The sequence below is a fragment of the Acinetobacter sp. AOR12_HL genome (genome assembly GCF_027855275.1).
Lineage (GTDB): Bacteria > Pseudomonadota > Gammaproteobacteria > Pseudomonadales > Moraxellaceae > Acinetobacter > Acinetobacter baumannii.
Genome location: NZ_JAKTIJ010000030.1, coordinates 1 through 17,404, shown reverse-complemented (window position 1 = coordinate 17,404; position 17,404 = coordinate 1). Strand labels below are relative to the sequence as shown.

20 protein-coding genes and 4 pseudogenes are annotated in these 17,404 nt (G+C 36.4%); 9 read left to right on the top strand and 15 right to left on the bottom strand.

What is annotated here, in order from left to right; translation table 11 throughout:
• Together MKL36_RS15745 and MKL36_RS15740 are read left to right on the top strand one after the other, a co-directional pair.
• A pseudogene (locus tag MKL36_RS15745) lies at window positions 1-480 on the top strand (IS5-like element ISAba13 family transposase); the annotation flags it as partial.
• A gap of 758 nt (window positions 481-1,238) precedes the next feature.
• Window positions 1,239-1,451: a hypothetical protein gene (locus MKL36_RS15740; protein WP_016653394.1), complete on the top strand. Its 213-nt coding sequence runs from the start codon at window positions 1,239-1,241 to the stop codon at window positions 1,449-1,451.
• A gap of 124 nt (window positions 1,452-1,575) precedes the next feature.
• Here MKL36_RS15740 and MKL36_RS15735 read toward each other — a convergent pair whose 3' ends face one another.
• The 9 genes and pseudogenes from MKL36_RS15735 to MKL36_RS15695 form a co-directional block, all read right to left on the bottom strand.
• Complete coding sequence (locus MKL36_RS15735; RefSeq protein WP_000069471.1) at window positions 1,576-1,785, bottom strand: hypothetical protein; 210 nt, start codon at window positions 1,783-1,785, stop codon at window positions 1,576-1,578.
• Window positions 1,778-2,080: a helix-turn-helix domain-containing protein gene (locus MKL36_RS15730; protein WP_001140619.1), complete on the bottom strand. Its 303-nt coding sequence runs from the start codon at window positions 2,078-2,080 to the stop codon at window positions 1,778-1,780. Before MKL36_RS15730 ends, MKL36_RS15735 begins: the two co-directional genes overlap by 8 nt.
• A complete protein-coding gene (locus MKL36_RS15725; RefSeq protein ID WP_000269903.1) occupies window positions 2,073-2,429 on the bottom strand; it encodes a type II toxin-antitoxin system RelE/ParE family toxin in 357 nt (118 codons plus the stop codon). Before MKL36_RS15725 ends, MKL36_RS15730 begins: the two co-directional genes overlap by 8 nt.
• Window positions 2,430-2,963: 534 nt before the next feature.
• On the bottom strand, window positions 2,964-3,491 hold the full coding sequence (locus MKL36_RS15720) for a plasmid pRiA4b ORF-3 family protein (RefSeq protein ID WP_002124964.1): 528 nt from the start codon (window positions 3,489-3,491) through the stop codon (window positions 2,964-2,966).
• Window positions 3,492-3,708: 217 nt separating this feature from the next.
• Window positions 3,709-3,801 (bottom strand): annotated as a pseudogene (locus tag MKL36_RS15715) (plasmid replication DNA-binding protein); the annotation flags it as partial.
• Window positions 3,802-3,972 (bottom strand): annotated as a pseudogene (locus MKL36_RS15710) (IS3 family transposase); the annotation flags it as partial.
• A gap of 185 nt (window positions 3,973-4,157) precedes the next feature.
• Window positions 4,158-4,442, bottom strand: a pseudogene (locus MKL36_RS15705) (putative quinol monooxygenase).
• Between the two features lie 20 nt (window positions 4,443-4,462).
• Window positions 4,463-5,461 carry a zinc-binding alcohol dehydrogenase family protein gene (locus tag MKL36_RS15700; RefSeq protein ID WP_000649019.1) on the bottom strand — a complete coding sequence of 333 codons (999 nt, stop codon included), beginning with the start codon at window positions 5,459-5,461 and terminating at the stop codon, window positions 4,463-4,465.
• Window positions 5,462-5,531: 70 nt separating this feature from the next.
• Window positions 5,532-6,272 carry an SDR family oxidoreductase gene (locus MKL36_RS15695; RefSeq protein WP_001059481.1) on the bottom strand — a complete coding sequence of 247 codons (741 nt, stop codon included), beginning with the start codon at window positions 6,270-6,272 and terminating at the stop codon, window positions 5,532-5,534.
• Between the two features lie 135 nt (window positions 6,273-6,407).
• Between MKL36_RS15695 and MKL36_RS15690 the strand changes: the two genes are divergently transcribed.
• A complete protein-coding gene (locus tag MKL36_RS15690) occupies window positions 6,408-7,307 on the top strand; it encodes a LysR family transcriptional regulator (RefSeq protein WP_021511106.1) in 900 nt (299 codons plus the stop codon).
• 50 nt (window positions 7,308-7,357) lie between these two features.
• Here MKL36_RS15690 and MKL36_RS15685 read toward each other — a convergent pair whose 3' ends face one another.
• From MKL36_RS15685 to MKL36_RS15675, 3 genes are all read right to left on the bottom strand, one after another.
• Window positions 7,358-8,374 (bottom strand): zinc-dependent alcohol dehydrogenase family protein, encoded by a 1,017-nt coding sequence (locus MKL36_RS15685; RefSeq protein ID WP_000009386.1) that lies wholly within the window; start codon window positions 8,372-8,374, stop codon window positions 7,358-7,360.
• Window positions 8,364-9,359, bottom strand: coding sequence for a zinc-dependent alcohol dehydrogenase family protein (locus MKL36_RS15680; RefSeq protein ID WP_006582121.1), 996 nt, complete (start codon window positions 9,357-9,359; stop codon window positions 8,364-8,366). Before MKL36_RS15680 ends, MKL36_RS15685 begins: the two co-directional genes overlap by 11 nt.
• 223 nt (window positions 9,360-9,582) lie before the next feature.
• On the bottom strand, window positions 9,583-10,494 hold the full coding sequence (locus MKL36_RS15675) for a LysR family transcriptional regulator (protein ID WP_006582120.1): 912 nt from the start codon (window positions 10,492-10,494) through the stop codon (window positions 9,583-9,585).
• 112 nt (window positions 10,495-10,606) lie between these two features.
• On the opposite strand from MKL36_RS15675, the gene MKL36_RS15670 reads away from it, so the two are divergent.
• The 3 genes from MKL36_RS15670 to MKL36_RS15660 all read left to right on the top strand — a co-directional run bounded on the left by MKL36_RS15670 (window position 10,607) and on the right by MKL36_RS15660 (window position 12,370).
• The gene (locus tag MKL36_RS15670; RefSeq protein WP_006582119.1) at window positions 10,607-11,617 is read left to right on the top strand and encodes a zinc-dependent alcohol dehydrogenase family protein; all 1,011 of its coding nucleotides are present in this window, start codon (window positions 10,607-10,609) and stop codon (window positions 11,615-11,617) included.
• Between the two features lie 164 nt (window positions 11,618-11,781).
• Window positions 11,782-12,078 carry a type II toxin-antitoxin system RelE/ParE family toxin gene (locus MKL36_RS15665; protein ID WP_004647749.1) on the top strand — a complete coding sequence of 99 codons (297 nt, stop codon included), beginning with the start codon at window positions 11,782-11,784 and terminating at the stop codon, window positions 12,076-12,078.
• A gap of 1 nt (window position 12,079) precedes the next feature.
• A complete protein-coding gene (locus tag MKL36_RS15660) occupies window positions 12,080-12,370 on the top strand; it encodes an addiction module antidote protein (protein ID WP_006582118.1) in 291 nt (96 codons plus the stop codon).
• A 413-nt stretch (window positions 12,371-12,783) separates the two neighbouring features.
• Here MKL36_RS15660 and MKL36_RS15655 read toward each other — a convergent pair whose 3' ends face one another.
• The 3 genes from MKL36_RS15655 to MKL36_RS15645 form a co-directional block, all read right to left on the bottom strand.
• The gene (locus MKL36_RS15655; RefSeq protein WP_006582116.1) at window positions 12,784-13,206 is read right to left on the bottom strand and encodes a hypothetical protein; all 423 of its coding nucleotides are present in this window, start codon (window positions 13,204-13,206) and stop codon (window positions 12,784-12,786) included.
• Between the two features lie 636 nt (window positions 13,207-13,842).
• The gene (locus MKL36_RS15650; RefSeq protein ID WP_006582115.1) at window positions 13,843-14,625 is read right to left on the bottom strand and encodes a hypothetical protein; all 783 of its coding nucleotides are present in this window, start codon (window positions 14,623-14,625) and stop codon (window positions 13,843-13,845) included.
• A 7-nt stretch (window positions 14,626-14,632) separates the two neighbouring features.
• The gene (locus MKL36_RS15645) at window positions 14,633-15,295 is read right to left on the bottom strand and encodes a hypothetical protein (RefSeq protein ID WP_016653395.1); all 663 of its coding nucleotides are present in this window, start codon (window positions 15,293-15,295) and stop codon (window positions 14,633-14,635) included.
• A gap of 199 nt (window positions 15,296-15,494) precedes the next feature.
• Here MKL36_RS15645 and MKL36_RS15640 point away from each other — a divergent pair, with 199 nt between their 5' ends.
• The 3 genes from MKL36_RS15640 to MKL36_RS15630 form a co-directional block, all read left to right on the top strand.
• The gene (locus MKL36_RS15640; RefSeq protein WP_000286963.1) at window positions 15,495-15,797 is read left to right on the top strand and encodes a type II toxin-antitoxin system RelE/ParE family toxin; all 303 of its coding nucleotides are present in this window, start codon (window positions 15,495-15,497) and stop codon (window positions 15,795-15,797) included.
• A complete protein-coding gene (locus MKL36_RS15635; RefSeq protein ID WP_006582667.1) occupies window positions 15,798-16,079 on the top strand; it encodes an addiction module antidote protein in 282 nt (93 codons plus the stop codon).
• A gap of 291 nt (window positions 16,080-16,370) precedes the next feature.
• On the top strand, window positions 16,371-17,404 hold a 1,034-nt coding region (locus tag MKL36_RS15630), incomplete at its 3' end, for an IS256 family transposase (RefSeq protein ID WP_139872501.1).

Here is a 17,404-nt window from a genome sequence, read left to right as displayed (position 1 = left end):
GGTATAGATGCTAAAACCTTACAAATACGCGCTGTTCAGCTCACAACCAACAATGTGAGTGATTCACAGGTACTTGGTGATTTACTCGATCAGATTCCACAAGATGAGAGAGTTGACTCCGTCTATACCGATGGAGCTTATGATACCAAACAGTGCCGACAGGTCATTGCGAATCGGCAAGCACATGCAGTGATTCCACCAAGAAAAAATGCGAAGCCATGGAAAGATAAAAAGATGAGCTCGCTAGAACGCAATGAGTTGCTTCGAACAGTTAAACGTTTAGGAAGAACTATTTGGAAGAAATGGTCAGGCTATCATCGGCGAAGTTTGGTTGAAACCAAGATGCATTGCATCAAATTATTGGGGGATAAACTCAGTGCGAGAAATTTTCAAAGCCAAGTCAATGAGATTCATGCACGTATGGCAGTATTAAATAAATTTACGGACTTAGGCAGACCACATACCCGAGTTGTCACTTAAATTTGAGTAGATATGAGAAGTCTTAACTTTTAAATCTTTGTGCAACAAAGCCTTAACAAACTAGAATTTATTCTTCTATTTGAAAGGATTCTTAAAATACTCTTTTAATATGGAAATAATTAATAGTGTACTGATTAAACCTAAAAATACTATAAGAACCCACAACATACAATCCAAAGAATATTAAACATTACTGATACAAAAATAATAATATTTTTTTGTCTATTAAGTAACTGAAATTTAGTTTTCTTTACAAGTTAAGTGTTTTATTAAGTTATAATTAAAAGTAAATTTTTCTCAACTAGTATAAAGTTTAAGAGTATAGGTTATTGAATTGTTTCTTATGCAAAAAAAAGTCAAGAATCTTTATTTAAGAAAAGGTGAACACTCATTTGTTCTGCAATCACAGTTCATTTTTAAAGCTAAGCAGCAAAAATGGACTAGTGAAGATATCCAAAAAATTATAGAAAAGACCTTATATCAAGATAAATATAGGGTATATGCAATTTTGAGAGAGTATTCTAGCCAGAATTACGGGTAAATTTGACTTGAAAAAGAGAAGGACTAAAGTCTTTTAGAAGGATATATCTTGGATCCTGAATAAGATTTTTACTATTAAAGGAGTAAAGTTTAGCCTCGATATAAGTTTAATCTATTATTTTTACAATAATATTCCATATATCAATACCTAATTTAACTTTAGTTCCTATCGCCAACCCTGTATGGTGCCCGTTCAGAAACACTCTATCGAGGCTAATATGTATAGTTTTTCTGTAAAAGATTTAGATCAATTAATTGAAACGAATCTCAAAGATGGGAATAAATACAGTAAATTATTGATTGGATATAAATTATTTTCTGATTTGATGAATGATCCTATATTTTATACAGAAGTGTCTAATTCAGCTCTGAGCGCTACGAAAAGAAAATATAAGCAACTAAAAATTAAAATCACCACACATCAATATTAGCTTCATTTGGAATAAATCAATAAAACGAAAGTTCTCAGCTCTCTCTTCGTATATGAGAAAGTCACAATTTATGGCCTTTCTCATATCTATTTAGCATAAAATCTCTTATGCGAATCTGGAAAGATTAAGTTATTTCGTAATATTTTATCCAATAAGCATTGTCGAAAATATCAGTGTAATAGCTTGACTTCTTACAATGTGAAAAATAGTCACAGCATAAATCTCTAATAATTTCAATTTCCTCTAGGCTATCAGCAGCATTGACTAAAAATATAAACTTGTCCAAGTTAACAAGTAATTTACTACTATTTTTCAAAGGTTTATTATTAGACATTGAATCCTATGTGTTTTCCTGTTGGAAGCTCTACATCAATACGAAGTTTTCCGCCCATTGCTTCGACATACTTTTTCATCGTTGAAATTTTAAGATCATGACCACGATTTTCGATTGCTGACAATGAAGGCTGTTTGATTCCAAGGGTTGCAGCCAGTTCTTTTTGAGAAATCTCTAACTCTTCACGAATAAGGTGAAGCTGAGTTTCCAACAATAATTCATCCGCCATTTGTTGAATACGAGCTTGACTCTCTGGAGAGCGATTAGCCAATAATTCTTGTAGGGTCTTAGCCATTAGATTGATCTCCTAAAGTTGAAAGATGAATTTCGTATTGCTGATCGGCAATATCTAACATCTCTTTATAAAAACGCTTTTTACCGCCTTTATCACCGATACACAGCACAATAGCTTGTCGTAAAGGATCAAACGCGAAAAAGGCTCTCAGTGGTTTACCTCGATGCTGAACACGTAGCTCTTTCATATTGGTAAATTTGGAGTCATAGACGGTATCTACTAAAGGACGACCTAAACTTGGTCCCTGTTGCTGTAGAACGACCAACGCTGCGAGTACTTTCTCTTGTGTAGATTGATCTTGCTGTGCAAGCCATTCGTTAAACAGATCCGTTGTAATGACTGTCCACATATTACAACAATAATATAGATTACAATCTATATTTTATGCTTAATTGAATTATTATTCAAATGACAATAAAAAATCCCGACGTCATGTCGGGATTTTTCGGTGTGGAGCGCATAGGTAGGGCTGACTACCTAATGGTCATGGTGTCTGACTGATTATTCTTGTTTTAAGTCATTGAACATCCTGTTCATATAGATCGATCATAGGGACTTCACTGGTGCTTGGATACAAACAATTTCGTAAAATGCTGTAAGCCAAAGCGTACAAAAAATCATCAAAATTATCCCAAAGCTTATCCGCAAGAAATGGGGATAAATTCAGAAATGGAAGCCTTAAGGAATCGGAAGGAAATTACGATTTGATCGTTTTTTAACCAATTTTATTGGCGAAATATATAAAAACTGCTCATAAAAAAGCCGACTTGTTCCCAAGTCGGCTTTTCGACATCGTCGAGCAAATTATTTATAGCATAAGTTTTTGATTTTTATATGTTTCAATTTGTTCATTTCGTATAATGCCCATTATGTTAAATCAGGTTTAAAACTTAATATCATGTGAATTAAAGTAGGTCGGATCAAACTCTATCTCTCCTATTTCATCCTCGATAATTTGCATGTAATCGTCATATCTTGGATGTTTGGGTTCTTGTAATGCATCTAAAATATCAAGATATCCAAAAATTCCTCCAATATCTTCAAATGGAGCATGATTTTGACCATCTATACAACATGGATATTTTTTATTTAAATCAGGAGATTGTCTGCTTTCTACAGTAATCAAATGTTCCCAACAATCGCCAAAATCATATGTATATATAATTTTTTTACCTACACGTAGAACTTCTTTCAATTTTTGTCTTTTATTGATCTTTTCATGCTTAATAGTCGTGAATTCATGTAAATGGCTATCTTCCCAATCAAAAGCAGATTGAATTGCCTTATGGAGCCTAGATAAAGTAGCTGCCGATGAAATTTGAATAGTTCTCCAGATTTCAGGATCACTGCCTAGCAGACTAATTTTTAATTGAAAAACTTCATCAGAAGATTTGAGCTTTACAGTTCCCATAACAGCCTAGTTCTCAAAAAATAGTTTTAGTAAATCTAAAATTAACATAATACACCTTATACGAAATGCGTTATAATTATCTTTAGAAATCAATGCTGTAGTTTCTAGTTGATAGCCCATCTTCCCCAAGGTGGGTTTTTTTATGATTTTTCACGTTCCACGCCTATTCTTTGACCAAAGTTTCACGACTTTGTTCATATTAGTTAAACAATCGTGGTTAATCATAGGGTCTAAAAAAACGGCTCCCAAAGCCTCTTTTTTCCGGTTCAGGCTGTACGTGTTCAGGAATAGGAATTCGCTTATTCTCGATTACCCAGTTTAGTGTCGCAAGTTGTACATCTGCTAAACCTTGCCAATCTGCTTTTAAATATTCAATCACCTCTGTTTTGTATAAGTCATTCACCCTTTCAGCCAAAGCAATATCATATGAATCACCAGTCGCACCGACTGATGGTCGTAAATTTGCTGCCTCTAAACGATGACATTGTTGTCAAAATGCAGGGTACTGGTGGCTCCCCTTAGGGGCATAATTTGTTGAAGCCTAGGTTACTACTAAAAAATTAAAAAAATATTAAAAAATAGGAGCTTAGAGCTCCCATTATTATGTTAGCTTTCTAAGTCTCTATGTTAATTTGAAGAATACTTCATCATAATGTCCGAATACAGCTATATTTTTTTGATTTCTATAATATCACTTGATTCAATTAACGATTGGATATTACCAAATAAACTTTGAATATAATCAGAGGCTATATGGATATCTAAATCCTCCCTGCTACGCCATTCTTCTAAGAAGAAATATCTACTCGAGTCATTTTCGCTAATATAAAGCTCATATTACAAGCATCCTTCTTCTTGAAGCGTAAGCTCTATTACACTTTTTAAAAGCGCTTCTAACGTCTCTTTTTGATCTGATTTTGCCTTAAAGTTCGCAATTATTGAAATAGTCATTATTTCACCTTGAATTTGTTTTAGAAGTTTTCTAGTACAATTTTGCCTTTTGACTTGCCTGATTCAAGTAACTTATGCGCCTTCTCCAAGTTTGCAGCGTTAATTTTGCCTAGATTTTGGTTGAGGGTACTTCTAATTTTTTGCTGGTCAACTAATTGGGCAACCTGTTGCAATAGATCACCTTGCTTTTCAATATCATCGGTTTCATACATTGAACGGGTGAACATCAACTCCCAATGGATAGAAATAGATTTAGTCTTAAACGGCATAATATCAAATGTTTGTGGATCATCGATCAATCCAAGCTTGCCTTGTGGTGCAATCAGAGAAACTATTTGGTTGATATATGTTTCTGTATGATTTGTAGAGAATACGTATTTTGGTTTTGCAATGCCTAGTGTCTCGATTTGTGCATTTAAATCTTTGCTATGATCAATGACATGGTCGGCACCAAGTGATTCCACCCAAGATTTCGTTTCTTCACGCGAAGCAGTTGCTATAACCGTCAGATTTGTTTTTGCTTTTAGGAGTTGGATAGCGATTGATCCTACACCGCCTGCACCACCAATAATTAAAATACTGCCAACTTCTGTTTCTGAAATTTGAAACCGATCAAAAAGCATTTCCCATGCCGTTATTGCAGTTAATGGCAATGCTGCTGCTTCTGCATTAGATACTGTAATTGGTTTAAGACTGATAATTCGTTCATCGACTGCTTGAAACTCAGCATTACTACCATCTCGGGTTAAATCGCCAGCATACCAAACAGAATCTCCTACTTTAAACGAGGTAACTTTTGAGCCAACTTCGATAATTTCCCCAACGGCATCCCAACCTAAAATACGATTATTTGCTTCAGACGAATTTTTTCTCACTTTGGTATCAACTGGATTCACAGAGATTGCCTGAACTTTTACCAGTACATCACGCTCCTTAAGCGTAGGCTTTGCTTTTTCAATATCTACCAATGAATTTTTAAAATCATCATGGTTATTTATAACATACGATACGGCTTTCATAGATTTGTCCTTAACTTTAAAAATATAGTAAAAATGGGAGCGAGGTGCTCCCATTTTTTTTATTCAATTATTAAAACTCTTGGCTCGTTGGGCGTAAAACAATTTCATTAATATCTACATCCGCAGGCTGCTCAATTGCATAAGCAATTGCTCGAGCGACTGAGTCAGCTGGTATAGCTTGTTTGTAGAAATCAGTAACAAACTCTGAACTTTCTTTATGAGAAGAACCAAATTTTAGTTCTGACTCAACTGCACCAGGCTCAATAGTCGTCGTTCTAATTGTTCCCCCAACTTCATGACGAAGTCCTTCAGAGATGGCTCTTACAGCAAACTTAGTACCGCTATAAACAGTACCTCCTGGACTAAATACTTTTATCCCTGCAACAGATGCGAGATTAATAAAGTGTCCAAAGTTTTGTTTTTGGAAAACAGGTAGGGCAGCTGCTATACCATAAAGAACACCTTTAATATTAATATCGATCATACGATCCCATTCATCAACTTTTAGCTCACTTAATGGTGCAATAGACATTAATCCAGCATTGTTTACCAATACATCGATTTGACCAAATGCGCTTAATGCCTTTTCAATAAGTGCTTGTACTTCATGTGGTTTGGTTATATCCATACCAATAAATTCAGCTTGACCACCTTCAGCACGAATATCCTGAACAATAGCCTCTAATTTTTCAGTACGTCTAGCACCAAGTACAACCTTTGCACCTTTTTTAGCAAGGAAGCGAGCAGTAGCTTCACCTAAACCACTACTTGCACCAGTGATAACAACAACTTTATTTTCTATATTATTCATACAAGTAACCTTCAACCTATCTGTCAATCATATTTGATGGGTTAAGTATTACAGCCTTGTTAGGTATAATAAATGAATAATATTATCTTTCAGAATTCCTATTTACGGAATAATTGCCATAACACAGGATTGGACATGCATAACAAATTGGAAATGATGCGTATCTTTTGTGTCGCATCAGAGTCTCGAAATTTTAAAGAGGCAGCAACTCAGCTGGGTATTTCCCCACAGGCAGTGACACGGGCAATAAAAGAACTAGAAGAGCAGCGCGGAGAGATTCTGTTTTACAGGAGTACTCGACAAATTAAAATTACCGCTGATGGTGAGCGTTTGGCAAAGCAAGCACGTTTTGCGGTGGGATCGATCGATGCTTTGTTCGTAAAAGACACCAAGGAAAAACGAGATGAAATGCGTGGGACTGTCCGTCTTACTGTGTCGTCTGTGTTAGGGCGCAAATTGGTAGTACCCGCACTAGCAGAATTTGCCACACGTTATCCAGATATTGTCGTGGATTGTGTGCTAACCGATTCACACTCGGATGTGATCGATGAGCGAATAGATATCGGGATCAGATTTGGATTTTTGCCGGACAATCGATATGTGGCAAGGGAATTGGCGAAAGTGAACTTTTATTCTGTGGGTACGCCAGAGTTAATTGATAAGGTTGGAATGCCCAAAAAAATTATTGACCTAGATAAATACCCTCTAACAGCATTAGTCGATCATAAAACAGGACGTTACTGGCCATGGACATTCACCGAAAGTCGAAGCTTTACGCCATCAAAGCCCCGTTTTATTACAGATGATCTAGAAGCTGAATTTCAAGCGATTCTCGCTGGAGTTGGATTCGGACACATGCCTGGATTTCTAGTTTTGCCGTGGCTTAGGAGTGGTAAGCTCATTCAGATACTTCATGAGGAAACCTCTCCTGTTTGGCGCCTGTATTTATATCGTCCACAGCGGGGCCCGACACCTTTGCGAATCCGAGCATTGTTTGATTACTTAGTGGAAGTGCTGGGCCATATAGAAACTTGAATCAGATGGAACTAACCTTATTTCTAGAAAGTAGAAATCAGATAAGACCATCATGTATTCAGAGTAACTACAATTTTTCCTATTTGCTGATTTGATTCAAGATAGCGCTGAGCGTCATGCATGTCCTCAAAGTTAAAGCAACGGTCGATCACTGGACGAAGATATCCTGCACCTATACTGCTAAGAATAAATCGTCTGGCTTGCTCCCTTAGAACAGGGTCATGCAGAACCTCAAGGAACAAAAAACCTCGCATGGTTAAGCTCTTGCGTAATGCAACTTTAAGGGGAAATGGTGTGATCTCCGGGCTAAGCGCACCATGCATAACCATCGTTCCTCCTACCGACATCGCTTTTGCAATCTGTTCAATATGCGGCCCTCCTACAGCATCGAAGGCGACATCAAGATGTTCTCCCCCCAAACGTGAAACAAGCGCCTCATACAAATCTGGTTCATCTTCACTGGCTATAACATTTTTAACACCGAGATCCAGTAAACGTTGCTTTTTCTCTGTCGTTTGTGTACTTGCAATGACCTTAGCACCGGCTGCTTCAGCGATCTGTATCGCAGCTAGTCCTACGCTACTTGAAGCTGCTGTGATCAAGATCGTTTTTCCTTTCGAAACTCCACCAGCATGGATTACACCACCCCAAGCCGTCAAATACTGCATCCAGATTGAAGAAGCTTCTTCCCAGCTTAAACTATCGGGTTTGTGAACTAAAAAAGTTTCTGGAATCAGAAGCTTGTCCGCATATGTCCCATATTTGGCTAGATTGTCAGTCGGAAGAATCGATACTGCATCTCCTGGAGAAAATTGGCGTACACCTTCACCTATCGCCAGAACTACGCCTGCTCCCTCATATCCCAGACGAGAAGGGAATACTGCCTTTTGAATATAAGTACCACGCCGAAACATTACATCAGCCCGGTTGAGTCCGATCGTTTTCATCTGGATTAGAACTTCTCCTGCGGCTGGTAAAGCAACAGGAAGTGTTTCTAATGTCAGAACATCTGTATCTCCAATACTATTGAAGCGCCAAGTCTTGGCCTGAAGTGCATTAAATGACATCTATAACTACCTTAATATTGGCAGAGCGATCTTGAACAGCATCATGAGCCTCAATCGCTTGGTCTAGAGTAAAATGACGAGGATCAACAATAGGACGCAGTTTACCTTCCTCAACAAGACGAGTAGCGATCTTAAGGATATCACCATGATGAGCACGGCGATTGCCTGTTAACATCGGCATTAGGACGAATACGCCAGACACTGTGGCACACCGTAGAGATGAACTCGCTAAATTATGATTACCAAATGCAGCACAGCTGGTAATGTGGCCATAGTGAGTTGTCATGGAAAGTGAAGCATCGAGTACTGGACCACCCACAGTGTCGTAAACAATGTTAAAACCTTGACCCTCAGGGCTTGCAGCAATAATGTCATCGGAAGATGCTGTTGTGTAATCGAGAGGTGTTGCACCGAGTTCTGAAATCAGTGATTGATCAGCTGTACGACCAGTCGCCCAAACATTTGCATCAAGTGCTTTTGCAAGCTGAACAACCATATAACCAACGCCACCAGCACCACCCTGAACCAGTACAGTTTGCCCTGGTTGGACCTTCGCATTATCCACTAAACCTTCCCAAGCGGTGAGGAACGTCAATGGTAGTACTGCTGCCTCGCGCATAGAGATATTTCGTGGCTTTAATGCGATCAGATCAGCATCTGCTACAACATATTCTGCTAAAGATCCTTGAAGACCACGAACGCCACCAATCAGACCGTAAACTTCATCTCCGACGTTGAAGTGGGTGACACCTTCACCAACAGCAGTGACAACCCCAGCCATATCTGTTCCCAACACGGCAGGAAGCTCTGGCATAGCATATGGTGCTTCACCAAGACGAATTTTATAATCAATAGGGTTTACACCACTAGCATGAATACGTACTAGAACTTGCCCAGCCTCTGGTTGAGGTATAGGGAGTTCTACACGTGTAAATTCATGATCACCAAAATTTTCTAAGATAAGAGCATTCATCATCTTATTCATAATTGTTCCTTATTTTTAACTGGAGGATGATGTGTACAGTACCAAAGTAAATTAATCCAATAAATGATATTTATAGGATTTAATAATTCCTAAATAATGAATAATAAATATCATCCGCTCACTAAAGATATGCTAGTACAGTACCTAAACCGGACATTTCTATTTTGGGCTTACATGTTGATTTCGTATAAGGTGTATTATGTTAATTTTAGAAAATTTTAACTTAATTAAATAACTTTGGATTGGTCTTTATAAAAGTCATAATTTCATCAACAACGACTCGAATTTTAGGCTGTAGATGCCAACGTTTCTGCCAAAGAATATTAATCGGAATCTTTACGCCTGAGATTTCAGGAAGAATGGGGATCAATTTACCATCTCTTATTGCTTCAAAAGCAAGCCAGCTCGGAAGCTGTGCCAATCCTAAGCCTGACATACATGCACTTAGAATGGCATCTCCATCTGGAATTTCATGATTGTAATTTATTTCATGTAATTCCGTTTCATTGAGGGTATTTCTTAAAAACCAATAGCCTTTACTATGACTTCGCCAACCAATCAAACATTGGTGATGTTTTAAATCTTCTTTACTTTGCGGTGTGCCGTATTTTTTTAAATAATCAGGAGAAGCGCAAATCAATAGCGTTTGATGACCTAAAGACTTGGCGATGATATCTGTAGAATCTTTTAATTCACCAATTCTTACGACCAAATCGATCCCCTCCTGAATCAGATCAACTGCTCTATCTTGAAATGTAACTGTAAGATCAAGTTGGGGGTAACGATGAATGATTTCTAATAACGTTGGAAAGATATAGCGACGACCAAAGGTTGTTGGTAAATCAATTCTGATTCTTCCTGTAGGTGAATTATTTTCTTGAGACAATAACGACTGGGTCGCTTCTAGTTCTTCTACAAGGCGTCTACAGCTTCGCAGCCATATTTCTCCTTCAGGGGTTAATGCAAGACGTCTCGTAGTACGGTGAAAAAGCTGAATACCGAGTCTTTTTTCTAACTTATTCATACTTTTACCAACAGCAGATCCTGTCAAACCCAATACCTCGGCAGCGTTTGTAAAACTCCCTTGGTCGACCACTGTAATGAACTCGATAATGCCGGCAAACTGATGATCCATACAATCCTATTCGAGAATTTAATTCCATAATGTTAGGAATTTTATCATCTTAATCAAAATTAATTCCTTAATTATAATGTTTCTATGAATTAAATCTGCTTAGGATAAAATTATGAAAGCTTGGTTACTTAAAGATTTTGGCTTAGAAAATTTAAAATTAGAGGAAGTAGAGACTCCAACACCTCAGGCAGGTGAATTACTGATTAAAGTCGGTGCGGTGTCTTTAAACTATCGTGATAAAGCGATTGTCGATGGTTTTTATGAACCTCATCTAGTGCCAAAGCCACTTATTCCTGTATCTGATGCTGTGGGTACGGTCGTTGCTGTAGGTGAAGGTGTTACACGCTTTAAGCTTGGTGATCGTGTAAATACAACACTTTATTCACGTTGGATTGATGAGGAACCAGGACCAAACGAGCCTGACTATTGCTTAGGAATGCCATTGCCTGGCGGGCTTGCTGAATACATGATTTTGCATGAAGAAAGTGCGGTTAAAGCACCTGACAATATGTCGGATGCTGAAGCAGCAACGTTGCCGATTGCAGCACTAACTGCTTGGTATTCGATGATGGATGTCGGTAACTTAAAGCCGGGACAAAATGTGTTGGTACAAGGTACAGGCGGTGTTTCTATTTTTGCGATCCAACTTGCTAAAGCCTATGGTGCTCGAGTCATTGCCACATCAAGCAAAGATGAGAATCTAGAAAGAGTTCGCTTATTAGGTGCGGATGAAGGCATTAACTATAAAACTTACCCAAATTGGGAAGAACGTGTTCTTGAATTAACCGATGGAAAGGGTGCCGATGTCACGATTGAAGTGGCAGGTGGTAATGGTCTAAATCAATCTATTGCAGCAACAAAAGTGACAGGAACGATTGCTCAAGTGGGGTTCTTAACAGGTCAGACAACACAGCTAAATTTGATGCCCTTGATTTTCCGTCAAACCAAACTTCGTGGTATTGCGGTAGCGCCTCGAGTGGCTTTTGAAAGAATGAATGATTTCTTAAATGCCAATCAAATTAAACCTGTGATTGATCACATTTATAAATTTGAAGAAGCGATTGCTGCTTTTGAACATTTATCAAAAGGTGCTTTTGGTAAGATTGTGATTAATCTTTTCTAACCAAAGAAAGACACCTTTAAAGGTGTCTTTTTTACATAAAAATTTATTAAATATTGATCCCATTTAACATAATGGCCGCTATACGAAATTAATGGATGGTCGTATAGATTACTTGCATATTGTATTCGATCGAATACAATATAGTGAGAAGAAAAGGAATCCTCATGATTGAAATTAAACGTCTACCAGAATTTGATGAATGGTTGGATGGCATTAAAGACAATATGACCCGCATTCGCTTGAATCGCCGATTAGATAAGGTTCAACGCGGGAACTGGGGAGACATTAAACCTCTCCAAGATGGCGTTTGGGAAATGAGAGAATTCTTCGGTTCTGGATGGAGGATGTATTACATCCAACATGGTGACGTTGTGATTGTAATGCTTGGTGGTGGAGATAAATCAACTCAACAACAAGACATCGATCGTGCAGTCAAATTATCGAAAACGTTGGAGGACTAAAATGGTTAAAGTAGCTGATTTACCAAGTTTTGATATGGCTGAGTCACTCAAAACTGAAGAAGACATCGTGATGTATCTCAATATGGTTCTTGAAGATAATGATCCTGCTGAATTAGCTCATGCCCTTGGTGTCATTGCTAAAGCTAGAGGTATGACCCAAATTGCTAAAGAAGCAGGGATCGGACGTGAAGCACTTTATAAAGCACTTCGCCATGATTCAGCTCCGCGTTTTGATACTATCAATCGTGTTGTGAATGCACTTGGCTTAAAATTAACAGTTCAGCATACATAATATTTATATGTTTTTATTAGACATCATTAAAGCAATAGGAGTGGGAATTTTACTCATTCCTTTTACAGTTATATCAATCATATGTTTGAAAAAAACGAAAAAAACTGCCTTAAATGATGGACTGCTATGGGCTAGTTTTATTCCTTATATTTCATCTTGCTTTTATTATTGCTCCAGCTGGTATTCTGCTAGCAGCTTACTTTGATAAAGGGATGAATTTCGTTCTTATTGTAATTGGTTCACTTTTTTTAGTTATAAACTCATATTATTTATATGAAAAATTCATCAAGAAGACATTTATAGTTACAATAAATAGTGAACTTTATTCTCAACTTCAGAAAATATCTCAAGATGAGAATAAAAGCATTAAAGATATTATAAATAATAAAATCAAAGATATAAGTTGATATTTTTTATTTCTCTACTCTTATAAGGTAAGGTGTCAAACTAGAACCACACGCCCTAGATGTAATTTTAACTATTCTTCCTTTTTGCACTAAAGTCGATAATAACCATTTATGTGCTTGTGGAATTTCGCTCAAATCAACAGAATAGAATTCCTCACCCCATTTAGGATCATTCACAGTAAATCCTGAAATTTCTTTTTCCCAAGAATATTTTACATTCGTTACTTTTAATTTATTAGTAAGTATTGGAGTACACATAGACCAATCCGTAACAGAATTATCTTTATAAAACTCAATTGATCTTAATTTTAACTGATCTTTTGACGTAAATAAGTGGACACTTCCATAGTCATAAAATGAAATATCAGATGCTTTAGCAAAGCTAAATTGTGAGCAAAAAATCACTGCGAAAATTAAATAATATTTCATAAAATTCATTATCTTAAATATTTTATTATCATTCTAATCTAAAGCTTATAAAAATAAACCTAGTTTCATCCTACTTAACATAAAATCTCTTATGCGAAATCCAGATTCAAGACACAAAAATGCCCAACATCCTGTTAGGCTTTTTTATATTGGGGTGCTGCTTGTTTTACTGATCTCTTGCTGCCCCTTTCTTGCACTATTCTCTTATTTTTGTTTTCTAGAAACATCTAATATCTTATGTGTTTATCATAGGGCTAATGCCTTGGATTACCAATCCGCAAAAACCTTAAATCCATGTAAGTTTTAACTTACAACGTTGGTCTATTTTATCCCAAGATTTGTCCACAGAAATTGGGGATAATTTCAGAAACGGAAGCCTTAAGAAATCGGGAAAAGGTGCGATTTTGATTATTTTTTAACCAAATTTATTGGCAAGAAGTATCAAAATTGCTTAAAAAGAAACCGATTTGTTTCCAAGTCGGTTTTTTATTGTTTTCCAGGGGGATGAAAAATTTTTAACTATATGAAAAACAGGGATATTTTAAAAAGCATTTCGTATAAGCTCTATTATGTTAATTTTAGATAAACTAAATAAATTAGCTAAAGAAATGTCTTCAACTGTTTATATAAATTAACTTATCTTCCCCAATCATATACTCCTCCCCCAGAAGTGATCCATATTCCATCACCAAGATATGCCGCACCTCCATTCCCATCAGAGCAAGCCTCATATAAATCTGAGATACCGTACTCTCCTAAATTTTTTCTTAAACGAGCATCTTTTTTGAGAGCATCCGTTCTCTTATCTGTTTCACCTTGCGGAATAAAATAACGCTCTAGATTAAGTTCATTATTAATAAAGCTGTCAGAAAAGCGAAGAACTCCTTCATAAAGATTAAAAGTTGTATGAGCAAGTGTATGCCTGACTACTTTACCTTGAGTAAGAGATTGTCTATATAAGCTACCAGATTTTATTGGAAGCTTTTCTTCTGAAATAGGAAGAATCTGAAGATCAATTCCATTTTTTCTAATAAAAATATATGCAATCTGTGATCCATTAGTTTTTGTTAAGATTTTTCTATAAGTTGCACTATGAGGTCTCAGTAATATCCATCCTGAATCTATTAATTTTTTTGTGAAAACTTCAGGAGTCGCAACTCCAAATATAATAGCTGAGTTAGACGGAGGGCATAAATTACCATGATCATCAATAGAACATTCTGATTTTTTACAAAGGATGAAGCCTTTACAATCCCAATTTAAATATTCTAATTTTAAAACTGTAGCAAATCTTAATTGTCCATCTGTTCGACGAACTAGCACAATGTCATTCACCTTAAGATCTGTACGAAAACACTGCACAGGATATTTTTTATCGGTAAAATCAGTATAACTAACAAAGGCAATGATATAGCTCATGTCTTAATTATTCCAACAAGCTTATGTTATTTAACATATTAAAACTTGGTAGATCATCATAAGTTAAAGAGTCTAACTCCTTAAATGGAGAGCTTATGTTAAGTATCTTACCAATTAGTAGTTGATGATCAGAATTTAACTGGACATTACTAAGATTTAACCGGCAAAGATCATAGAAAACCTGTGTCATCAAATAGTTAAGACCTAAAATGTTTAGTGGAATTTTAGCTTCATAATTTAGATTCTGGTTAAATCTATTAATTTCTGAGATCATTCCATTATCATCTATATAAACTTCAAGTTGAGAATTCTCTGTACAAAAAGAATAAATAAACAACTTGTCTTCATTAAAAATATTTCCTGTTTCACGAAACACCATTTTTTCAACAAGAAATTTTTGTTTATCCTTACATAAAACAAATAAACGAGTCATTACTACTGCGTTAATAAATTTGTCAGCACTAGGAGTTGGCCAGCTTCTAAAGTTACCAATAACTGGAGATGAATCCTTTCTTAGTATTTTTCTGACAGGAATTTCGTACTCTGAAAAGTTAAAACCATTAATAGGTTGCCCATTTTCATTACTAATATGCTGTACACCATAACTAAAAGATGGATTAGGTTGATTGCTAACAGCATAAGTTGATGGATCTACGAATTTAGTTTGCATTAATTTCTCTGTAAATTATGGTGTAAATAAATTTTAAAGAAGACTAACAGATCCTGAATATCTTTATAAAAGAAAAATAGAAACTTCCACTAATTTTCTCCATTTAACATAATGGCTGTAATATGAAATTCAGTGCCTCAGGCCTAAAGAACCAAGTTTATGTCTTGCAAAAACGTATCCTATAGGATACATTTTGCTTATGTACTCAATATATACCACAGAAGCCTTTGATGATTGGTTTACCAAGTTAAAAGATCAACAGGCAAAAAGACGCATACAAGTCCGAATTGATCGGGTTGAAGATGGGAACTTTGGAGATACTGAACCAGTCGGTGAAGGTGTTTCTGAGTTACGTTTCTTCTTTGGACCTGGCTATAGGATTTATTACTGCAAGCAAGGGCAAAGGGTCGTTATTCTCTTAGCAGGCGGAGATAAGTCTACGCAAAGTAAAGATATAAAACTTGCCCTACAATTAGCACAAGATTTAGAGGAGGAGCTGTAAATGGCTATCAAACTTCGTAAATGGGATAGTGCTGAGCATCTTAAAACAGAAGAAGATATGCAAGCTTACCTACAAGCCTGTATCGATGAATCTAATGGTGATGCTGCATTCATTGCTAAAGCTTTAGGTAACATTGCTAAAGCTAAAGGAATGGCTCAATTATCACGAGATACAGGTCTAGGCCGAGAAAGTCTTTACAAAGCACTTTCTGGTGATGTTAACCCTAGTTTTGATACTGTGATTAAAGTTGTAAAAGCACTGAATTTACGCTTAACAATTTAAAAAAAGTTATTTAAAAATGGAGCTTTAAGCTCCATTTTTAAATTTCATATAAGGTGTATTATGTTAATTTTAAGAAAACTAAATAATTTAACCTTAAATATTTTTCATATCGGATTAACTCAAAGGAATAGATTTAAATGGACTAACTCCGTAAGTTAAAGTTTTTTGATTGATTTAATAAATTCAATAAATTGCGGCGAAAAATCTTTAAATAAAGGGACTGTTCTAAATTTTGTGTAAGTACTTAATTTTCATTCATCCTACTGAGGATAATAAAAAGAGGTACTTCACATGGATGAAGCTACAATCAAAAGTATGGCAGCTGAATTAGCTAAAGGTTTAAAAACTCCTGAAGATTTAAACCAAATGACAGCCATATTTAAAAAGTTCATGATCGAAACCGCTCTGAATACTGAGCCTTCTGAACATTTAGGCTATGAAAAGCATCAACCTAAGAAAGGATCTAATGCACGTAATGGTTTTAGCTCCAAAACAGTTCTAACACAAGATGGGCAGCTTGCTTTAGATATCCCTCGTGATCGTGACGGCTCTTTTGAACCACAGATTATTAAGAAGCATCAAACGCGCATTACTAGCATGGATGATCAAATTCTTTCGCTATATGCGAAAGGAATGACAAATAGAGAAATTGTTGCTTTTTTTAAAGAAATGTACGATGCCGATGTATCTGCCTCCCTTATTAGTAAGGTAACGGATGCTGTCATTGAACAAGTGACAGAATGGCAAAATAGAACACTCGATAGTCTTTATCCTGTTGTCTATTTAGATTGCATTGTTGTTAAGGTTCGTCAGCATTCAACAGTAATCAATAAATCAGTTTATTTAGCATTAGGCATTAACTTGGATGGCCAAAAAGAACTTCTTGGCAGGTGGCTTGCTCAAACAGAAGGTTCCAAATTCTGGCTGTCAGTCATGACAGAGCTTAAAAATCGAGGAGTGCAAGATATTCTTGTTGCCTGTGTAGACGGGCTAAAAGGCTTTCCTGATGCGATAGCCTCTGTCTACCCTCATACTGACATCCAGCTGTGTATCGTGCATGTTGTACGCAATAGCCTGAGATTTGTGAGCTGGAAGGACTACAAAGCTGTAACAGCAGGATTGAAGGCGATCTATCAGGCAAGTACAGAAGAAAATGCTTTAAATTCCCTAGGTATCTTCTGCGATCAATGGAATCATCAGTATCCAAAAATTGGAAAATCCTGGCGGGCAAATTGGGAAAATATCCGAACGATCTTTAGCTATCCTGCTGAAATACGTCATGCGATTTATACAACAAATGCAATTGAATCATTGAATAGCGTGAT

What these genes read in the sequence shown, in the direction of transcription:
- MKL36_RS15740 (WP_016653394.1), top strand. Translation starts at nt 1,239, where the DNA reads ATGTATAGTTTTTCTGTAAAAGATTTAGATCAATTAATTGAAACGAAT.
- MKL36_RS15735 (WP_000069471.1), bottom strand. Translation starts at nt 1,785, where the DNA reads ATGTCTAATAATAAACCTTTGAAAAATAGTAGTAAATTACTTGTTAAC.
- MKL36_RS15730 (WP_001140619.1), bottom strand. Translation starts at nt 2,080, where the DNA reads ATGGCTAAGACCCTACAAGAATTATTGGCTAATCGCTCTCCAGAGAGT.
- MKL36_RS15725 (WP_000269903.1), bottom strand. Translation starts at nt 2,429, where the DNA reads ATGTGGACAGTCATTACAACGGATCTGTTTAACGAATGGCTTGCACAG.
- MKL36_RS15720 (WP_002124964.1), bottom strand. Translation starts at nt 3,491, where the DNA reads ATGGGAACTGTAAAGCTCAAATCTTCTGATGAAGTTTTTCAATTAAAA.
- MKL36_RS15700 (WP_000649019.1), bottom strand. Translation starts at nt 5,461, where the DNA reads ATGAAAGCCGTATCGTATGTTATAAATAACCATGATGATTTTAAAAAT.
- MKL36_RS15695 (WP_001059481.1), bottom strand. Translation starts at nt 6,272, where the DNA reads ATGAATAATATAGAAAATAAAGTTGTTGTTATCACTGGTGCAAGTAGT.
- MKL36_RS15690 (WP_021511106.1), top strand. Translation starts at nt 6,408, where the DNA reads ATGCATAACAAATTGGAAATGATGCGTATCTTTTGTGTCGCATCAGAG.
- MKL36_RS15685 (WP_000009386.1), bottom strand. Translation starts at nt 8,374, where the DNA reads ATGTCATTTAATGCACTTCAGGCCAAGACTTGGCGCTTCAATAGTATT.
- MKL36_RS15680 (WP_006582121.1), bottom strand. Translation starts at nt 9,359, where the DNA reads ATGAATAAGATGATGAATGCTCTTATCTTAGAAAATTTTGGTGATCAT.
- MKL36_RS15675 (WP_006582120.1), bottom strand. Translation starts at nt 10,494, where the DNA reads ATGGATCATCAGTTTGCCGGCATTATCGAGTTCATTACAGTGGTCGAC.
- MKL36_RS15670 (WP_006582119.1), top strand. Translation starts at nt 10,607, where the DNA reads ATGAAAGCTTGGTTACTTAAAGATTTTGGCTTAGAAAATTTAAAATTA.
- MKL36_RS15665 (WP_004647749.1), top strand. Translation starts at nt 11,782, where the DNA reads ATGATTGAAATTAAACGTCTACCAGAATTTGATGAATGGTTGGATGGC.
- MKL36_RS15660 (WP_006582118.1), top strand. Translation starts at nt 12,080, where the DNA reads ATGGTTAAAGTAGCTGATTTACCAAGTTTTGATATGGCTGAGTCACTC.
- MKL36_RS15655 (WP_006582116.1), bottom strand. Translation starts at nt 13,206, where the DNA reads ATGAAATATTATTTAATTTTCGCAGTGATTTTTTGCTCACAATTTAGC.
- MKL36_RS15650 (WP_006582115.1), bottom strand. Translation starts at nt 14,625, where the DNA reads ATGAGCTATATCATTGCCTTTGTTAGTTATACTGATTTTACCGATAAA.
- MKL36_RS15645 (WP_016653395.1), bottom strand. Translation starts at nt 15,295, where the DNA reads ATGCAAACTAAATTCGTAGATCCATCAACTTATGCTGTTAGCAATCAA.
- MKL36_RS15640 (WP_000286963.1), top strand. Translation starts at nt 15,495, where the DNA reads ATGTACTCAATATATACCACAGAAGCCTTTGATGATTGGTTTACCAAG.
- MKL36_RS15635 (WP_006582667.1), top strand. Translation starts at nt 15,798, where the DNA reads ATGGCTATCAAACTTCGTAAATGGGATAGTGCTGAGCATCTTAAAACA.